The sequence below is a fragment of the Paenibacillus rubinfantis genome (assembly GCF_001486505.1).
Classification (GTDB): Bacteria; Bacillota; Bacilli; order Paenibacillales; family Paenibacillaceae; genus Fontibacillus; species Fontibacillus rubinfantis.
On record NZ_LN909066.1, the window covers coordinates 657,674 to 675,451 of the forward strand.

The following is a 17,778-nucleotide window of genomic DNA, read 5'->3' on the forward strand; positions in this document are numbered from 1 at the left end:
GCGGGGTGATATGGTTTGACTATAAAGTTTTACCGTAAAAGTTTCCGCTCTGGGAGGGCTGAACGATGAGGGACCATCAAGACATGTGCGTCGGAATCTGCGAGACCACGCTGGATATTGCGCATAGCATGGGCCGGTTGTTTTTTAACGATGGGGAGCAGATTTTGCCGAGCAAGTTTTTTATTCTATTGGCGATTTACCGGAATGGGAAATCCACGGTAACGCAAATTGCCGAACAGGTTGGCTTATCCACCGGCGCCAATACGATCGCCATTAATAAAATGGTCAAGGAAGGCCTGCTGAATCGGGTCCGGGACCCCGAAGATAAACGCATTTGCTGGATCGATTTAACGGCGAAAGGGCGTGCGACACTAGAGGCCATGATCGCCAAGCGCAATCAACTTTTTCAAGCGATCCTTGACGATTTCCCGGAAGAGCAGCTGCTTGTATTCCTGCAATCGCTGCAGACGATTCGGGATAAGTTCGCCGCGGGGAGCCCGGGGAAGGCTGGGTCGTTATGGACAACGGGGACGGAGGAACATCATGTTGCTGCAGATCGGACTTGATATCGGCTCCACCACGGCAAAAATCGTTGCCCTGCACCAAGGAGTCATCGTGCACCGGGCGTATGTCCGCCATTATTCGGATATTCGCACGGCGGTGCCAACGTTATGGCGGGAGGTCATGGACCGCTTCCCCGGTGCGGAAGCCAGCCTCTGCATCAGTGGCTCCTCCGGGCTGAAGCTAGCGGAGCTGGCTGGGATCCCGTTTCTGCAGGAGGTCGTCGCCTGCACGAAGGCGATCCAGCGGCTGGCGCCGGAAACGGACACCGCGATCGAGTTGGGCGGCGAAGACGCCAAGATCATCTATTTGCGCGGCGGCATCGAACAGCGCATGAACAACGCCTGCGCCGGCGGAACCGGTGCGTTTATCGACCAGATGGCCGCGCTGCTGGAAACGGATCCGGCGGGGCTTGACGAATGGGCAGCTCGCTATGAGACGATCTACCCGATCGCTTCGCGCTGCGGGGTGTTCGCCAAGACGGACGTGCAGCCGCTCCTAAACGAAGGGGCGCGCCGCGAGGATATCGCCGCCTCCATCTTCCAGAGCATCGTCACGCAGACGATCAGCGGGCTGGCCTGCGGACGGCCGATCCGCGGGAAGGTGGCTTTTCTGGGCGGGCCGCTTACGTTCTTGCCGCAATTGCGCGTGCGTTTCATTGAAACGCTCCAGCTTGCACCGGAGGACGTCGTGTTCCCGGAAGATGCCCAGTATTTCGTGGCGATCGGCGCCGGCCTACAAAGCACGGGCGGACTTTCGCTACCACTCGGCAATTGGCTAAACCGCATGGAGGACGCCAAATGGACCTCCGCCTCCGATGGCGAGCATCGGCTGGCTCCCCTGTTCGCGGACGCACAGGCATACCACGCCTTCCGGAAGCGTCACGATAGGGACGCCGCGCCACGGGCAGACCTGTCCAGCTACCAAGGTCCCTGCTTCCTTGGCATTGATGCCGGTTCAACGACCACCAAGCTGGTGTTGACCGGTGCCGAGGATCAAATTTTACATACGTTCTATCGCGGCAATAAAGGCAACCCGCTCGCTTCCCTTGCCGAAGCGCTGCAGGAAATGTACGCTCGGCTGCCGGAAGGCTGCTATATCGCCCGCACCTGCGTTACGGGCTACGGCGAAGGCTTGATGAAAGCGGCGTTCCGCATCGATGCCGGCGAGGTGGAGACGGTGGCCCACTACAAAGCGGCGGCCCGCTTTATGCCGGACGTCGACTTCATCCTCGATATCGGCGGCCAGGATATGAAATGCATCAAAATCCGCGGCGGCGCGATCGACAGTTTGCTGCTGAACGAAGCCTGCTCGGCGGGCTGCGGTTCTTTTCTCGAGAGCTTTGCCGGAGCTTTAGGTCTAGGGATTGCTGAGTTTGCGGAAGCGGCGCTTCATGCCGACCATCCGGTGGATCTCGGTTCACGCTGCACGGTGTTCATGAACTCCAAAGTCAAACAGGTGCAGAAGGAAGGTGCCACTTTGCCCGATCTATCGGCAGGGTTGGCTTACTCCGTCATAAAGAACGCACTGCAAAAAGTGATCAAAGTTCGCAATCCCGAGGAGCTTGGACGCCGCATCGTCGTGCAGGGCGGAACCTTCTACAACGACGCTGTGCTGCGCGCTTTCGAGCTGCTCACCGGCCGGGAGGCCATTCGTCCCGACATCGCCGGGATCATGGGCGCTTATGGATGCGCACTGTTGGCCCGCGAGCAATATGACGGTGCGGGTCGCAGCAGCCTGTTGCCTTGCGAGGAGCTGCACTCGTTCACCTATGAAGTCTCGCATGCCCGCTGCTCGTTATGCAGCAACAATTGCGCCATGACGATCAGCCGTTTTCCCGACAAAAGCTTCCATGTCAGCGGCAATCGCTGCGAACGTGGCGCGACGCAGAAGAAGCACAAAAGCACGCTCCCCAATCTCGTTGACTATAAATACGAGCGGATGTTCAGCTACGACCCGCTCCCTATGGAGCAGGCGGTACGAGGGACGGTGGGTTTGCCGCGGGTGTTAAATCTGTTCGAGAACTACCCGTTTTGGCATACGTTTTTTACGCAGCTGGGGTACCGGGTTGTCCTATCGCCCAAATCCTCGAAAAAACTGTACGAAACCGGCATGGAGACGATTCCGTCGGAGTCCGTATGTTATCCCGCCAAACTCGTGCACGGCCATATCGACAGCCTCATTCGCAGCCAAGTTGACTTCATCTTCTATCCTGCCGTTGTGTATGAGAAGAAAGAGGATGCTTCGGCTGACAATCATTTCAACTGTCCGGTGGTCGCCTCCTATCCCGAGGTGATTCGCACCAATATGGACCGGCTGAAGGAGCAGGGCATCCCGCTGGTCAGCCCGTTCCTGAATATCGACCATGTGCCGGCTTTGAAAAAAACGCTGCAAACCACGTTCCCACACATTCCGGCGGAAGAGTTGGAGGCGGCGATTGAGGCAGGGCTGCAGGAAGCCGCGCGGGCTCGCGGCGATATCTGCGCTCAAGGCGAAGCGACGCTGAAGCTGCTGGAAGAGACCGGTGCCAAAGGCGTCGTGCTCTGCGGCCACCCGTATCACAGCGATCCCGAGATCAATCACGGCATCGCCGACCTGATTGCCGGGATGGGACTCGCGGTGTTGACGGAGGACGCCGTGTGCCATCTCGGCACCGTCAAAGATCCCTTGCCCGTCGTCAATCAATGGACGTATCACGGGCGGATGTATCGTGCGGCTTATTTCGTGAGCAGCCGGGAGGACCTGGAGTTGGTGCAGCTAACTTCCTTTGGCTGCGGCATCGACGCGATCACCGCGGATACGATCCAGGACATTCTGGAGCGCCACCATAAGACGTTCACCTTGATTAAGGTGGATGAAATCAGCAACCTAGGAGCGGCGCGCATCCGGTTACGTTCGCTGCTCGCGGCGATGAAGGAGCGGGAAGCGTCGCAGGGGGCGGCGCGGGCGGTGGTTGTGCCCGTCACGCCGGTTTCTTTTACGAAGGAAATGAAAAGTGAATATACGATCCTTGCCCCGCAGCTCTCGCCCATACACTTCGAATTGTTTGAGACGGTGTTCCGCGGGGCCGGTTACCGGCTGAAGGTGCTGGAGAAAGCCAGCAAGCAAACGATGGACGAAGGGTTGAAATTCGTCAACAACGACGCCTGCTACCCGGCGATCGTCACGATCGGGCAAATCATGGCGGCCTTGCGCGGCGGCGATTACGACCCGGAACGGACGGCAGTCATTCTGACCCAAACCGGCGGCGGCTGCCGGGCGACCAACTACATCGCCTTGCTGCGTAAAGCGCTCAAAGAAGCGGGGATGGCGCAAATCCCAGTCATCTCGCTGAATGCGACAGGCATCGAAAGCCAGCCGGGCTTTAAGCTGAATTTGAAGCTGATCAACCGGCTGATCGCGGCGGCTTGTTACGGCGACTTGCTGATGCGCCTGCTGTACCGCTTCCGGCCGTACGAGCGGAACGCTGGCGATACCGAGCTGCTGTTCCGCAAATGGATGGTGCTGTGCAAGCATTCTCTGCGGGAGTTTGCTTTTGGTGACTATAAAGAGCATATTCACAACATGGTCGCGGAGTTTGAAGCCCTGCCGCTTACGGGAGCGGCGAAACCACGTGTTGGCATCGTCGGCGAAATTCTGATCAAGTTCCACCCGGACGCCAACAACCGGATCGTGGAGGTCATCGAAGCCGAGGGCGGGGAGGCGGTCGTGCCTGATTTTCTCGATTTTATGTTCTATTGCTTATACAATCCGATTTACAAGGCCGATCATCTCGGCAAGAGCAAAATGCTGGGCTTCGTGAACCCGCTGGTGATCCGCTACATCGAGATGTACCGCAAGCCAGTGAAGCAAGCGCTGGAGGCGAGCCGCTACTTAACTCCGCCGGAGAGCATCTACACGCTGGCGGAAAAAGCCGGACGCCTGCTGTCGGTCGGCAACCAGATGGGCGAAGGCTGGTTCCTCACGGCGGAGATGATGGAGCTGTTGGATCACGGGGTGAACAACATCGTTTGCATCCAGCCGTTCGCTTGCCTGCCGAACCACATCACCGGCCGCGGGATGATCAAAGGGCTGAAGGAACTGTACCCGGACGCCAACATCGCGGCGATTGACTACGACGCCGGTGCGAGCGAAGTGAACCAGATCAACCGCATCAAGCTGATGATGTCGGTAGCCAGCGGCGTGCTGTGTTAAGGAACTAAAAAAACCTTTAAGCCACTATACCCCTCCGTTTTCCGCTAGGCTGGTGTGTGTGTGCTTAAAGGTTTTTTATTTTATATGAAAAATCATATATAATCCGCCCGTTGAGGGCATTTCAACGAAATTTTATATGAAATTTCAAATATATTTCGGCTTCTAGCTGACGAAACCTTGGATTCTATATGAAAAATCGAATAGAATACGGGGTTTCGTTGGAAAAGGAAGCAAATGTATGCGAAAAATCGAATACATTCATCAGTTAAGAGCGCCGCATCCTTGTAATGTTGCAGGAAATACAACACTTCAATCAACCTGCGACAACGTTAGGCGCATATAAGCCATGGTAGAGCGTGATCCAACCCTCACCCGTTCCGCTGGGCTTCAATCTTCTCCGCCAGCTCGTTCAGATACGTCCAGCGCTCCATCAGGCGCTCCAGTTCGGCTTCCGCCTCCTGCTGCTGCTGCATCAGCTCCTGCAGCCGGACTGCGTCGCTTGCGGCGGATTCCATTTCCCCGGAAATGGCGGCAAGACGTTGCTCGGCTGCTTCGATGGTCGCGTCGATCGTCTCGTATTCGCGTTGCTCGTTATAGCTGAACTTCAGCTTCTCGCCGCGGCCCGGGTCACGGCTGCCGGAATTGGCTGTGGAAGGTGTACCGGCATCCGCTGAACTCGAACCGGCTTTTCGCGATCCAGATGCCGAGCCAGCGCCCGAGCCTGAGCCCGAACCAGCCCCTGCTCCCGAGCCCGTTGAACCGCCTTCGCTCCCTTTCCCCGTACCGTTCGTTCCACCTGCCGCCTGCGTCCGTTCCTCATACTCGCTATAGTCGCCCACGTGTACTGCCACTACGCCGCCGCCTTCAAAGGCCATGATTTTGTCCACGGTCCGGTCGAGGAAATAACGATCATGGGAGACGACAAACACAGCCCCGGGGAACTCATCCAAATACGCTTCCAGTACGGTTAGCGTCTGGATATCGAGATCGTTGGTGGGTTCGTCCAGCAATAAGACGTTAGGCGCGCCCATTAATACGCGGAGCAAGTAGAGCCGCCGCTTCTCGCCCCCCGACAGCTTGCCGATCGGCGTCCACAGCATGTCCGGCGGGAACAGGAACCGCTCCAGCATTTGCGCCGCGGTAATCCGCGAGCCGTCCGCCGTCGTCACCACCTCCGCCTCTTCCTTGATGTATTCGATCGCCCGCTGCTGGCTGTCCATTTCCTGATGCTCCTGGGTAAAATACCCCAGCTTCACCGTCTGGCCCAACACGATTTCGCCGCCATCCGGCTCGATCCGTCCGGCGATCATGTTCAGCAGCGTCGATTTCCCGCTGCCGTTGGGCCCCACGATCCCCACGCGGTCGCCCGGGACCGCCGTATAGGTCAAGTCCCCGATGAGCAGCCGCCCTTCGATCGATTTGCGCAGCCCTTCGATCTCCAGGATTTTGCGGCCCAGGCGAGTGGAAGCAACCGAGATTTCGAGGTTATCGCTCTTATATTCCGTCTTGGCCGATTGCAGCTGCTCGAACCGTTCGATACGCGCCTTCTGTTTGGTCGAACGCGCTTTGGCTCCGCGGCGGATCCAAGCGAGCTCGTTCCGCAGCAGATTTTGCCGCTTCTGTTCGGTGGCGGCTTCGCGCTCTTCGCGTTCGCTCTTCAGCTCCAGGAAGCGGCTGTAATTCGCCTCATAGCGGAACAACCGGCCATGATCGAGCTCCAACATCACGTTGCAGACCCGGTCCAGAAAATAACGGTCATGCGTGATCAACAGCAGCGCCCCGCGCCGTTTCTGGAGGTACGTCTCCAGCCATGCGACGGATTCATTGTCGATGTGGTTGGTGGGCTCGTCCATAATCAGCAGCTCCGAAGGGAGAATTAACGCCGATGCGAGCGCGACGCGCTTGCGCTGGCCCCCGGACAAGCTGCCCATGTTCTGGGCGAAGTTGGAGATGCCCAGCTTGGAGAGCACGCTTTTGGCATCGCTGACCAGGGTCCATGTTTGCAGCCGGTCCATTTCCTGCGACAGTCGCGCCAACTCCGCCTGCCGCGCCGCATCCTCCGGCTCCCGCTCCAATGCTTCCTCGGCCTCCATATAGGCCGAGACAACCTGCAGCTCGGGCCCGCCGCCCTGGAAGACGCCGCGCAGTACAGAAATGCCCGGGTCATATTCGGGATTTTGCGCCAGAAATGTCACGCGGACGTCCCGGTTGATGGCGACTTTGCCGGAATCAGCTTGGTCCAAACCGGCAATAACCTTCAGGAACGTTGATTTCCCTGTACCATTCACGCCGATGACGCCGATTTTATCGTTTTCGTCCATGCCAAAGGCTGCGTCTTGAAAGAGCACTTTCTCCCCATAGGTTTTCGTTAAATGTTCCACCGTCAAAATGTTCATTGGTTAACCCCTACTTTATCCTATCATCCCGATTCCCCACGCCAGTAAACCGGCAGCCAGGGAACTGAGTAAATTCACCATATCGTTGTCCATCCAGCGGAACCCTCGCAAATGTTCGGTACTCCGGCCGCAATGCTCCTCCACTTCAATCTCTTTGCCGCAAACGACGCAGCGATGCATATATTGAATCGTCGCGCCCAGCCAGGAGTCGGCAAAAGCTCCGGCCAAACCGGATATCCCGCCGATCAGCCCCCACTTCACCATCGCAAGCAGCGCGGAACCTACCTCGGAGTAAGTATCGTCTCCCGTCCACATCCGCAGCAGCCATGCGGCCCCGCCAATGCACACCGCACCGGCTAACGCCGCCGCACTGCCCAGCAGCGTGACTCCGCCCGACGTTCCCGGAAGAACGCGGCGGCCGTTCAGGATCGAACGCGGCTCGCTTTTGCTGAGGCCGCCCCATTCCGTTGCCCATGTATCCGCGGTCACCGCGGCCATCGTGCCAACGAAAAAGTATGCCCAAGCCGGATCCGGCCAAAACAGGTTGCCGAGGCAGGCCAGCATGCCGAGCCCACCGTTCGCCAGCACCTGTCCGGCGTCCCGGCGGCCGCTCTTAGCATAAGACTTCTCCAGCTCGGCCTTCCGGTCGCCGCGAAAATGCGAAAAGACCGACGAGCTGACGAAAAACAACAGCAAGATCCCAAACCAGAACAAATTGCCGGCCCCGTAGTATATGGTCCCCATGACAAACGCAGCCAGCATGCCGGAGAGGGATAACGATCGCTTCTTATAAGCCGCTCCAGACACGATTAGGGCGCCAAGCGCCCCAATGATCCAATCGATATTCATTTTGCCGCCGGGCCGGAAGCGATCGTGCAGCTGCCCAACACTTGAGTACCGTAGGACAACTCCAGCTTGTCGCCTTGTACAACCGGGCCCACGCCTTCTGGCGTTCCGGTGAAAATCAAATCCCCTTCGCCCAAGCCGTAATGCTCGGCGATATAATCCACGATCTGCTGCAGCGGGAAAATCATCCGGCTAATATTGCCGCGTTGCACAATCTCCCCGTTCTTCCGCAGTACGAAATCTTCGCCAGCCGTCTCCGCCGCACCGGGGAAAGCGATATAAGGCGTGATCGGCGCCGATTGCAGGAAGCCTTTGGCTGGTGTCCAAGGATTCCCCTTGTCTTTGACGATGTTCTGCACATCGCGCAGCGTGAAGTCGATCCCAAACGCGATCACGTCCACCAGCTCGTCAACCGTCATCCCCGGCTTGTAATCGCGGGCGATGCGCAGTACCAGCTCGGCCTCATAATGCACCGAGCCGCGGTCAGCAGGGAGCTCCAGGCCCCGGCCGTCCATGGCGGTCACGGCATGCGACGGTTTCAGGAAGATCATCGGCTCGGTGGGCACCTCGTTACCCAGCTCCTCGGCATGGGCCCGGTAGTTCCGGCCAACGCAATAGACATTCGCGATCAATTTATTCATCGTCATCTTCTCCTCCAGGGGACTGTGATTTCCCATTCGAATTTTTGAATTTCCCGCTTCCCATCGCTTGGCGCCAGACATCCGGCCGATTCGTGCAGAGCAGGATTTCGGGATGCAGCGCGGCGACCTTTCGCAGCGACTTCACCTCATCCATCGTCCAGGCCATGACCTCGATGCCGTGCTTATACGCTTTGGCAGCCAGCTCTGCGGTTAATGGGCGATAATGGATCGATAAAAACGAGCAATGCAACAGCTTCAACCGCAGCAGCAAATCCTTTGGCTGCCGGTCGATGATCAGCCCTGTGCGGATGCCGCGACCGATCTCCTTGATCTTCGCCAGAATCCGCGGCTCAAACGAGGTCAGCACGACTTCGTGCTCCATATGCCGCCGTTTGACGGCGGCCACGACCTTTTCCTCCAGCCCCGGGTACATATTGCCTTCGGTCTTGATTTCCAGATTGACCCGCAGGCGTCCGGCGACGGCGTCGAGGAATTCGTCGAGGCTGGGCAGGCGTTCCCCGCGGTAGGCCTTGGACTTCCAGCTCCCGGCATCCAGTGTTTGCAGCTCCGCCCAGGTCTTGTCCTTAACCGGCCCTCGGCCGTTGGTCGTGCGGTTCAGCGTAAAATCATGAATCAACAACGGCACGCCGTCCTTTGAACATTGTACATCAACTTCGATCCAGCGGACATCCTTCTGCTCCATGGCCAGCTGGACCGCAGCCATCGTGTTCTCCGGAGCGATTCCGGAGAAGCCGCGATGGGCGACGCAGGGGTTACGCAATCTCTCGCCTCCTTCCGATCGGAAACGATCTTCGCTTAGGTCCGATCCTCCGCCTGCAGCGGTACGCCGGATGGATTCATCCGCCCGGTCTTTGCGGCACTCACGTCGCCCTCCTCCGAGATCCGTACCCCCGGCGAGAAGCTCTGGATTTCTTTTAACAGCTTGCTTCCGTCCTCAGCGTTCATGGGCACGGGCTGCCCCAGCTCGGTTCGATACGGGATCAGCTTGAGCTCACAATCCCCGTCACGCGTGCAGGAAGCGGCAAACACCGCGGTTTCCCACGTCTTCGGGTCCTTCGATTTTGTAAAAATAAAGTTCCCCGTGCTGTAAGCAATCCATTTGCCTTTGTATTGCTCCAGCCCCTGCATCACATGCGGATGACTGCCGATGACCAGATCGGCACCGGCATCGATAAACGCATGCGCCAGCTCCGGCTGATGCTTCTCTAGCTGCGTCGTCCGCTCCTTGCCCCAATGGGTCATCACGAGCACCAGGTCCGCGTTCTGGCGCGCAGCCTGAATGGCGCTCAGCGCTGCTTCCGGCGCATAAACCGAGGCGACCCCCGGTTTGCTCTTCCCGGCGACCCACCCCGGCTCCGGCACCACCCGGCTGAAGCCAAACAGGGCGATCTTGATCCCTTTGCGTTCAACATAAACCGGGGCGTACGCTTCCTTGCTATTCTTGCCGGCGCCAACATACAGCAGGTTGTGCTGACGCAGGGCTTTCATCGTATCCTGGAGGCCGGACACGCCTTGGTCCAACACATGGTTATTCGCCAGATTCACCGCGTCTACGCCGGCCTGGGCCATCGGTCCAATCGCCTTTGGCGGCGACTTAAACACATAGGTTTTATCCTCCGCCGGATCCCCGCCGGTCGTGACAGGCGTCTCCAAATTCAGCACGCTTAAATCGTCGTTCTTGAACAACCCCCGGACATATTCGTAGGGAAGCTCATATCCTGCTTTCTCCAGCCGTTCCTCTACCTTGCCGGAAAAAATCGTATCTCCCGCAAAATGAATCAGCAGCCGCTCCGCATCCCCGCCATCCCACTTGCCGGAGTCCGAGCCAGTCGACGGAGCTAAGCCAACCTCTCCCTCGTCCCCCGTGTCACCTTCCTCCGGAGAAGTTCCATCCGAATGGGGGTTATTGGGTCCGCTTCCATTCTCCGTACCGTTTTCCGTATGCGCAGCATCGCTGTCATCCGTTGGCGGTGTCTCTCCGGCATTTGGATCGCTTTCGTTCGGCGCGGTTTCACCCAAAACGCCGTTCGGCAGCTGTTCCGTTCCCGCCTCCGGTCCAACTTGCTTGAGGCGCTCCTCCAAATAAAAGTAAGCTCCCAGCACGAAAATCAAAGTGATGAGAGTCAAGTTAAGCAGGAGCCATATCCGGTTTTGACGCCGCTTTTTTTCCTGCTGTTTCTTTTTGTTTTTTTCCGACCTTGGTGGGTACATGACGGACTCCTTTTTGCATGATCTATCGTTTCGATGAAGGCTAGCCTATCCGTTCCTTCGTGATCAAAAGCCGACCGTTTGATTTTATTATATCAGGTCTCCGTAAATAAATAGAACCCCTCGCCTATTTTGCGGGCAAGGGGTCAGGAAGTCCTATGTCGAGCCTTCAAATCGGCTGTCCGATTAAGCCTGAGCGATCTTCAATTGATCCGCCATCCGCTCCGCCAGTTCCTTCGCCTGCTTAATGCAGTCGGGCAATCCAACGCCATAAAAGGCTGCCCCCGTGGCATAAACGCCGGGCAGCGACTCTTCCAATTGGCGGCTCAGGTCGGCGACCTGCTCCAGATGGCCAACCGGATACTGCGGCATCGATTTCGGCAGCCGGGTAATTTCCGTGAACAGCGGCCGGGCCGTGATGTTCATCAGCCGCTTCAAATCGCCAAGCACCAGCTCCGTCAGCTCCTCGTCCGGCAAAGCCGCCTTCTCCTCGTCGCCGGAGCGGCCAACGTAGCAGCGCAGCAGCATTTTGTCGTCCGGGCTCGTATGCAGCCATTTGATGCCCGTCCACGTGCAGGCGGTGATATTCAGCCCTTCCTTGCGCGGCACCAGGAACCCGGAGCCGTCGAACAGGCCGGTGACATCCTTGCGATCAAACGCCATGACTACGTTGGCAACAGACACATAGTTGATCGCGTCCAGCGCAGTCACATCAACGTGCGGCCGCAGCAGCTCGGCGGCGGTAAACGCCGGGACGGTCACGATGACGTCATCGGCAGGGAGCGCTTCGCCCGAAGTCAGCACGACCTCGTAAGCTTCCGATCCCGTGCGGCGGATTTCCACCACCTCGGTCTCCAGTCGGCAGTTGACGTCGGACAATGAAGAGATCAGCCCGTTCACCAGTGTTTGCAGGCCTTTGCGGAACGTGAGGAACGCGCTGCGCTTCGTGCCCGTGTGTGTTTCCACCGGCTTCTTGCCGGTCATCATGCCCTTAATCAAGCTGCCGTAAGCCCGTTCAACCTCGCCAAACTGCGGGAAGGTCGACTGCAAGCTCAGCTTGTAGGTATCGCCCGCATAAATGCCGGCGAGCAGCGGCTCCGTGACGTTCTGCAGCACTTCGGGGCCCAGCCGTCGTTCGATAAACGCCCCCAGCGACTCATCCTCCTGGCTTTGCCGCGCCGGCATCACCAGATCCAGCATTGCCCGCGCTTTGCCGCTCCAGGAGACCAGACCGCTGCGCAGGAATGGCCCGAGCTCCGTCGGAATGCCCAACACCAGCCCCGACGGCATCGGGTGCAGCTTGCCGTCGCTGACGATATACGTCTTCTTGGCGTCCGGGTTCATGGACACGAGCTCGCCCTCCAGCCCCAGCTCCTTCGCCAGGTCGGTCATGGCCGTCTTGCGGGCCAGGAAGGAATCCGGACCTTTTTCGATCACAAAGTCGTCCTTCTCCAACGTTTCAATTTTGCCGCCAAGGGTGTTGCCTTTTTCCAACAGCGTAATTTGCGGGTTGTTGCCCCGTTCCTTGTAAAACTTGCGAACGTAAAAAGCCGCGGACAGGCCGGTTAGCCCCCCGCCGATTATGACAACCTGACGTGAAGAATCACGCATGTCCTCTCATCTCTTTTCCCAAGATTTGATAATGACGTCGCTGAGCGCCTCCATGTACAAAGGTTCCGTGTTCAGCGATTCGATCCGCTCCAGCCGCATATCCAGCTCTTTGGCGATCGTTTTGGCTTCGATGTCCAGATCGTACAGCACTTCCAGATGATCCGATACGAATCCAACCGGAGCGACCAGTACGTCTTCCACCTGCTCTTCGCTTAAATCCTTCAGCGTATCCAAAATATCCGGGCCCAGCCACGGATCGGCGGTACGGCCCGCGCTTTGCCAGGTGAACTGCCAGTTCTTCACGCCGGCTTTGTCAGCGACCGCTTGGGAGGTCTCCAGCAGTTGGTCCCGGTACGGGTCGCCCATCTGCAGGATCTTCTCCGGCAAGCTGTGAGCGCTGAACAGCACTCGCACCTGATCGCGCAACGCGCCGGCCTCTTCGAATTGGTCCAGCTTGGCGGACACCCGCGCGGCAAAAGCCTCGATCAGCTTCGGATGCAGATGATAGCTCTCCACGAAGCGCATCGAAATACCCCGCTCCTGCGCTTTGGCCTCGGCCCGTTTGATGTAACCGCCGATGCTCATCACGGAATAATGTGGCGCAAGCACGATGCCTACCGCTTCGCGGATCCCGTCCTCGGCCATTTGCGCCACGCCGTCTTCAATAAACGGATGGGCATGCTTCAATCCTTGATAACAAACAAACTCCACGTCTTTGTCCGCGGTCATTCCGTGTAACGTATCCTGCAATGCGGCCACTTGCTTATCGGTATTGGCACGCAGCGGGAACACCCCGCCTACGATCGCTTCATAACGGCCAACCAGCTCCTGGAGCTGCTCCGCAGTTGGAGGATGACCCCGCCGGATATGCGTATAATACGCTTCGACCTGGTCCAGACTTTGCGGCGTGCCGTAAGACATCACCAACACTCCGATCTTCGATTTCACGATTCCAGTTCACCTCTAGTCGATAATTAGGTTGCTCTCATTCATGTATGGGGTTTAGCATTACGCACGTGTCGTTAGTTGATGCAAAATAGCTTCAGCGGAATACGCATGCACGAATTCCGTCAGCTCCCGCAGCTTGTCGAGGGAAGCCTCAGGGAACAAGCCGTGTCCCAGGTTAAACACAAATCCGGGAGATTGAATGCCCTCATCGATAATTTCTTTCGCCTGCTGTTTGATGACCTCCATCGGGGCCGTCAGGATATAGGGGTCCAAGTTCCCTTGCATCGCAAACTTCCCGCCCGTGCGGCGCCGGCCTTCCGTAATCGATACGCGCCAGTCGAGCCCAACGGCGTCAACGGCGATGTCGGTTAACGTCGGCAGCAGTTCTCCCGAGCTCACGCCGGGAAAATAAATTTTCGGTACATCCAAATCCGAAAGTTCGGCAAAAATACGGGTGATCGTCGGGAGTACATAACGTTTAAAATCGTTAGGAGCGAGCGCGCCCACCCAGCTGTCGAACAGTTGGAATGCTTTGCCGCCGCTTTGGACATGAGCCCGCAGGTAAGCGATCACCATGTCGCCCAACTTGTCCATTAGCTTAAACCAAGCCTCAGGTTCGCCGTACATCATCTCTTTGGTGCGGATATAACTCTTGGACGGCCGCCCTTCGATCAAGTAGCTGGCGATCGTAAACGGTGCGCCGGCAAACGTAATGAGCGGAACGTCCAGCTCCTTGTCCAGAATCGCGATCGTCTCCAAAATATGCGATAAATCCTTATGAACATCGATGGGCCGGAGTCGATCAATATCCGCAAGCGTACGGATCGGTTGTTCGATGACCGGACCGATATTTTTGACGATATCAAACTCAACGCCAAGTGAAGCAACCGGATTCATGATATCGGAATACAAAATAGCCGCATCCACGCCAAGCTTGCGGACGGGCATCATCGTGATCTCCGCCGCCAGCTCCGGCTGCCGGCAAATTTCTAATAAGCTGAATTTTTCTTTGATTTTCCGGTATTCGGGATCATACCTGCCCGCCTGGCGCATGTACCAAACCGGAAGGCGATCCACCTCCTGCTTCCGCAGGGCCCGGATCAAGCGATCGTTGTATACCAAGCCGCATGCCTCCAATACTCGTAGAAACCCATTTTATTCTTAATCTATAAGCTACACTATAAACATTCTAATTTACATTATGCCCTACTTAAAAGTAAGTAACAACTGTCACAACGTGGCGAAGCTATGACAATCGGATGAAGATGCCATGAAGAATGCCTCAGCCCTGAGTCTTCCAATGGTGTATACTAATATAACTTTGTTTTTTGGGATGCCTCCTAGAGACCTGCGAAAGGAAGTGAAAGCACATTGAAAACCTGGAAGGTCAATCTCATTGTGCTTTGGTTCGGGCAGTTTCTGGTCAACGCCGGGATGACGATGATCACGCCGTTTCTCTCGCTGTACCTAGCGCGGGATTTGCACGTCCAGGGGGAGCAGGCGATCGGGCTGTGGGCCGGGATGATTTTTGCTGCCAATTTCGCCACCTCGTTTATTTTTCAGCCGATCTGGGGGAAGCTTGCCGACAAATACGGCCGAAAAATCATGTTGCTTCGCTCCGGCTTCGGCATGGCGATCGTCATCACGATGATGGGCTTCGCCACCCAGCCCTGGCATCTGCTTGGCTTACGGCTGCTGAACGGGACGATCTCCGGTTTTAATCCGGCGTCCGTGGCTCTGATTTCAGGTACAGCACCGAAGGAACGGATGGGGTTCGCTATGGGGACCATTCAATCCGGCAACGTCGCCGGCACGATCCTTGGCCCCTTAATTGGCGGGATATTGGCGGGATGGATCGGGTTCCGGCCGATTTTTTACATTACCGGGATACTGCTGTTTATTGCCTCCATGCTGGCGCTTCTATTTGTACGTGAGAAGTTTGACCGCGAGGAAGCGTTGCATACGCCGCAACCTTCCGTACTGCAAGGTTTCCTCGAACTGAACAAAACGCCGCAACTGACTGCGCTGTTCGCCGTGACGTTCCTGCTGCAATTCGCGATGCTGAGCCCGATGTCGCTGCTGCCTTTATATGTGGAGAAGCTGCATGGACAAACTGCGGACGTGGCGTTTTGGGCCGGTTTTGTCAGCGCCGTGACGGGCATCTCCAATATGATCACCTCGCCGGTGCTCGGCAAGGTCAGCGATAAGCTGGGGGCACACCGTATTTTGACGTTTTGTCTTGTCGGGGCGGCGGCTACGCTGATCCCGCAGGCGTTCGTGCAGACGGTGTGGCAACTGATCGCCGTTCGGTTCCTGATGGGCGTGTTCATGGGGGGACTGCTGCCGAGCGTCAATGCGCTGATCCGCTATTACACCCCGGACGGCATGGAGAGCCGAGCTTTTGGGTTCAACAGCAGTACGCTCGCCCTCGGCAACATGATGGGCGCTTTGATCGGCGGCTTTCTTGCCGGTTACATCGGCATCGAAGGGCTGTTCATCATCTCCGGGATCCTTCTGTTGCTCAATACGCTGTGGGTCCGCTTGAAGCTGTATGCGAAGCCGAAGCCGCGAATGACGGCCCCGAGGTAGGTGGAGATGGTGAGGGAATTGCCCAAAGGTCATCGTTCCCTGCCTATCACAAAGAGGCTGTCCCCAGTGGGGCAGCCCTATGTGATTACGCAATGCACCGCTTATATTCTCACTGCTTTCCAACAGGCTTCGATCGTTTGTTGAATGTGGATCTCATCAAGTGGATATTTCCCAACCAAGTAACCCCTGATAACCGAAGCGATCATGCCGTGTAGGAGTTGGTAACAAAACTGCGGATCCATCTCCTTCAGCAACCCCTGCTTCTGGCCTTCCATGATAATATTCAACGCCTCTCGTGTACCCTTGTCATCCATATGACGCAGCTGGGGGGTAATATAAGGCGAATACGAATAACTGTCGATAAACAAAAACTCCTTCGAACAATCGATCGCAAAACGAATCCGATTCAGTTGAATACACTTGTATCTTTCATATAAGCTAGCCTGTGAATCGTAGCCGACCAGTAGGCGTTCCGCCAGATGGAGGCGAGCTTGCCGGTATACCTCGTTCACTAACTCTTCCTTACTCGAGAAATAGTTAAACAGTGTACCGGAACCTACCTTCGCCCGTTTAAAAATTTTGGCAAAGGTTACGGACTGCAGGCCTTCCTCATCGATCAAATCCAGCGTCGCCTTTAAGATATCCTCACGTTTGCTCATCTTAAGCACCTCATGTAGTTCACTTTATCGCGGACGTCCAATTTCGTCAATTAATTCGGAATATATATTCCAAATTTATAGTTTTATTACGTTGATAACCATATTTATAGCCTGTGATTACCTATTTTACTAGAATATTTATTCCAAATTTTCTTGACCATGTCCTCTGCAAGAGTTATGATGAACCCGTTGGAACATTCATTCCAAACCCCAAAAAGGAGAGAAATCATCATGTCAAAAGTATGGCTGATTACCGGGAGTTCACGAGGTTTTGGACGCAGCTTGGCCGAGGCGGTATTGGCAAACGGGGATCGCTTGATCGCGACCGCGCGGAAGCCGGAACAGCTGGCAGCGTTGACCGAACGCTATGGAGATCGGGTCCGCACCGTTACCCTTGATGTTACAAACCAGGAGCAGGTGAAAGCTGCCGTCGAGTCAGCAATCCAAGCGTTTGGCCGCCTCGATGTACTAGTTAATAATGCAGGGTACGGAAATATCGCCTCCATCGAGGAAACCTCGCCGGAAGACTTTCGAGCCCAGTTCGAAACAAACTTTTGGGGAGTGGTTTACGTGACCAAAGCGGCCCTTCCCTTCCTTCGAGAACAAGGCTCAGGGCATATCCTTCAGTTCTCGTCCGTCGGAGGGCGCATCGGCTCGCCCGGGTTGGGACCTTATCAGGCGGCTAAATGGGCTGTTGAGGGTTTCTCCGAGGTTCTGGCGAAAGAAGTCGCCCCCTTGGGAATTAAAGTGACGATCATCGAACCGGGTGGGTTCCGCACCGATTGGGCCGGAGCCTCGATGAGCCACATCGAACCCCGGGAGGAATACCGTGATACGGTAGGTCTTATGCTGGAGCGCGTTCGTCAAAGCTCTGGGAAGCAGAAGGGGGATCCAACCAAAGCCGCTCAGGCGATCATCGCTATTGTAGCAGAGAAGAACCCGCCGCTCCGTTTACTACTTGGTAGCGACGCCGTGCAAATGGCTCTTGACGCCGACCAGCGGCGTCTAGCGGAAACGGAACGTTGGGCCGAATTAAGCGTATCGGCTGATTTTGATGAATTTCAACAGCAATAATAACGAAACTAGAGCCGTCGGGTTCACGAC

13 protein-coding genes are annotated in these 17,778 nt (G+C 56.6%); 4 read left to right on the forward strand and 9 right to left on the reverse strand.

Annotated features, from left to right (window positions below; all coding sequences use genetic code 11):
* Positions 1 to 65: 65 nt before the first annotated feature.
* Positions 66 to 566, forward strand: coding sequence for a MarR family winged helix-turn-helix transcriptional regulator (locus BN3277_RS20555; RefSeq protein WP_059045944.1), 501 nt, complete (start codon positions 66 to 68; stop codon positions 564 to 566).
* Positions 544 to 4,755, forward strand: coding sequence for a 2-hydroxyacyl-CoA dehydratase (locus BN3277_RS20560; protein WP_059045946.1), 4,212 nt, complete (start codon positions 544 to 546; stop codon positions 4,753 to 4,755). The genes BN3277_RS20555 and BN3277_RS20560 overlap by 23 nt, the downstream gene beginning before the upstream one ends.
* Before the next feature lie 368 nt (positions 4,756 to 5,123).
* On the opposite strand, the gene BN3277_RS20565 is transcribed toward BN3277_RS20560, so the two are convergent.
* The 8 genes from BN3277_RS20565 to hemE form a co-directional block, all read right to left on the reverse strand.
* Positions 5,124 to 7,151 carry an ABC-F family ATP-binding cassette domain-containing protein gene (locus BN3277_RS20565; protein ID WP_059045949.1) on the reverse strand — a complete coding sequence of 676 codons (2,028 nt, stop codon included), beginning with the start codon at positions 7,149 to 7,151 and terminating at the stop codon, positions 5,124 to 5,126.
* A 15-nt stretch (positions 7,152 to 7,166) separates the two neighbouring features.
* Entirely contained in the window at positions 7,167 to 7,994 is an 828-nt protein-coding gene (locus BN3277_RS20570) for a DUF92 domain-containing protein (RefSeq protein ID WP_059047369.1), read from the reverse strand.
* A gap of 2 nt (positions 7,995 to 7,996) precedes the next feature.
* Positions 7,997 to 8,638 (reverse strand): fumarylacetoacetate hydrolase family protein, encoded by a 642-nt coding sequence (locus BN3277_RS20575; protein WP_059045951.1) that lies wholly within the window; start codon positions 8,636 to 8,638, stop codon positions 7,997 to 7,999.
* Complete coding sequence (locus tag BN3277_RS20580) at positions 8,631 to 9,419, reverse strand: glycerophosphodiester phosphodiesterase (RefSeq protein ID WP_059045952.1); 789 nt, start codon at positions 9,417 to 9,419, stop codon at positions 8,631 to 8,633. Before BN3277_RS20580 ends, BN3277_RS20575 begins: the two co-directional genes overlap by 8 nt.
* A 35-nt stretch (positions 9,420 to 9,454) precedes the next feature.
* On the reverse strand, positions 9,455 to 10,870 hold the full coding sequence (locus tag BN3277_RS20585; protein WP_059045954.1) for a CapA family protein: 1,416 nt from the start codon (positions 10,868 to 10,870) through the stop codon (positions 9,455 to 9,457).
* Positions 10,871 to 11,053: 183 nt separating this feature from the next.
* On the reverse strand, positions 11,054 to 12,478 hold the full coding sequence (hemG, locus tag BN3277_RS20590) for a protoporphyrinogen oxidase (protein WP_059045956.1): 1,425 nt from the start codon (positions 12,476 to 12,478) through the stop codon (positions 11,054 to 11,056).
* A 6-nt stretch (positions 12,479 to 12,484) separates the two neighbouring features.
* The gene (hemH, locus tag BN3277_RS20595) at positions 12,485 to 13,426 is read right to left on the reverse strand and encodes a ferrochelatase (protein WP_059045958.1); all 942 of its coding nucleotides are present in this window, start codon (positions 13,424 to 13,426) and stop codon (positions 12,485 to 12,487) included.
* A 60-nt stretch (positions 13,427 to 13,486) separates the two neighbouring features.
* Entirely contained in the window at positions 13,487 to 14,548 is a 1,062-nt protein-coding gene (gene hemE / locus BN3277_RS20600; protein ID WP_059045960.1) for a uroporphyrinogen decarboxylase, read from the reverse strand.
* Between the two features lie 249 nt (positions 14,549 to 14,797).
* Here hemE and BN3277_RS20605 point away from each other — a divergent pair, with 249 nt between their 5' ends.
* The gene (locus tag BN3277_RS20605; RefSeq protein WP_059045962.1) at positions 14,798 to 16,015 is read left to right on the forward strand and encodes an MFS transporter; all 1,218 of its coding nucleotides are present in this window, start codon (positions 14,798 to 14,800) and stop codon (positions 16,013 to 16,015) included.
* Positions 16,016 to 16,116: 101 nt separating this feature from the next.
* Here the strand turns inward: BN3277_RS20605 and BN3277_RS20610 are convergent, their stop codons facing one another.
* Entirely contained in the window at positions 16,117 to 16,674 is a 558-nt protein-coding gene (locus tag BN3277_RS20610) for a TetR/AcrR family transcriptional regulator (RefSeq protein WP_059045964.1), read from the reverse strand.
* A 231-nt stretch (positions 16,675 to 16,905) separates the two neighbouring features.
* Here BN3277_RS20610 and BN3277_RS20615 point away from each other — a divergent pair, with 231 nt between their 5' ends.
* Complete coding sequence (locus BN3277_RS20615) at positions 16,906 to 17,748, forward strand: oxidoreductase (protein ID WP_059045965.1); 843 nt, start codon at positions 16,906 to 16,908, stop codon at positions 17,746 to 17,748.
* Positions 17,749 to 17,778 lie beyond the last annotated feature (30 nt).

What these genes read in the sequence shown, in the direction of transcription:
- BN3277_RS20555 (WP_059045944.1), top strand. Translation starts at nt 66, where the DNA reads ATGAGGGACCATCAAGACATGTGCGTCGGAATCTGCGAGACCACGCTG.
- BN3277_RS20560 (WP_059045946.1), top strand. Translation starts at nt 544, where the DNA reads ATGTTGCTGCAGATCGGACTTGATATCGGCTCCACCACGGCAAAAATC.
- BN3277_RS20565 (WP_059045949.1), bottom strand. Translation starts at nt 7,151, where the DNA reads ATGAACATTTTGACGGTGGAACATTTAACGAAAACCTATGGGGAGAAA.
- BN3277_RS20575 (WP_059045951.1), bottom strand. Translation starts at nt 8,638, where the DNA reads ATGAATAAATTGATCGCGAATGTCTATTGCGTTGGCCGGAACTACCGG.
- BN3277_RS20585 (WP_059045954.1), bottom strand. Translation starts at nt 10,870, where the DNA reads ATGTACCCACCAAGGTCGGAAAAAAACAAAAAGAAACAGCAGGAAAAA.
- hemG (WP_059045956.1), bottom strand. Translation starts at nt 12,478, where the DNA reads ATGCGTGATTCTTCACGTCAGGTTGTCATAATCGGCGGGGGGCTAACC.
- BN3277_RS20610 (WP_059045964.1), bottom strand. Translation starts at nt 16,674, where the DNA reads ATGAGCAAACGTGAGGATATCTTAAAGGCGACGCTGGATTTGATCGAT.
- BN3277_RS20615 (WP_059045965.1), top strand. Translation starts at nt 16,906, where the DNA reads ATGTCAAAAGTATGGCTGATTACCGGGAGTTCACGAGGTTTTGGACGC.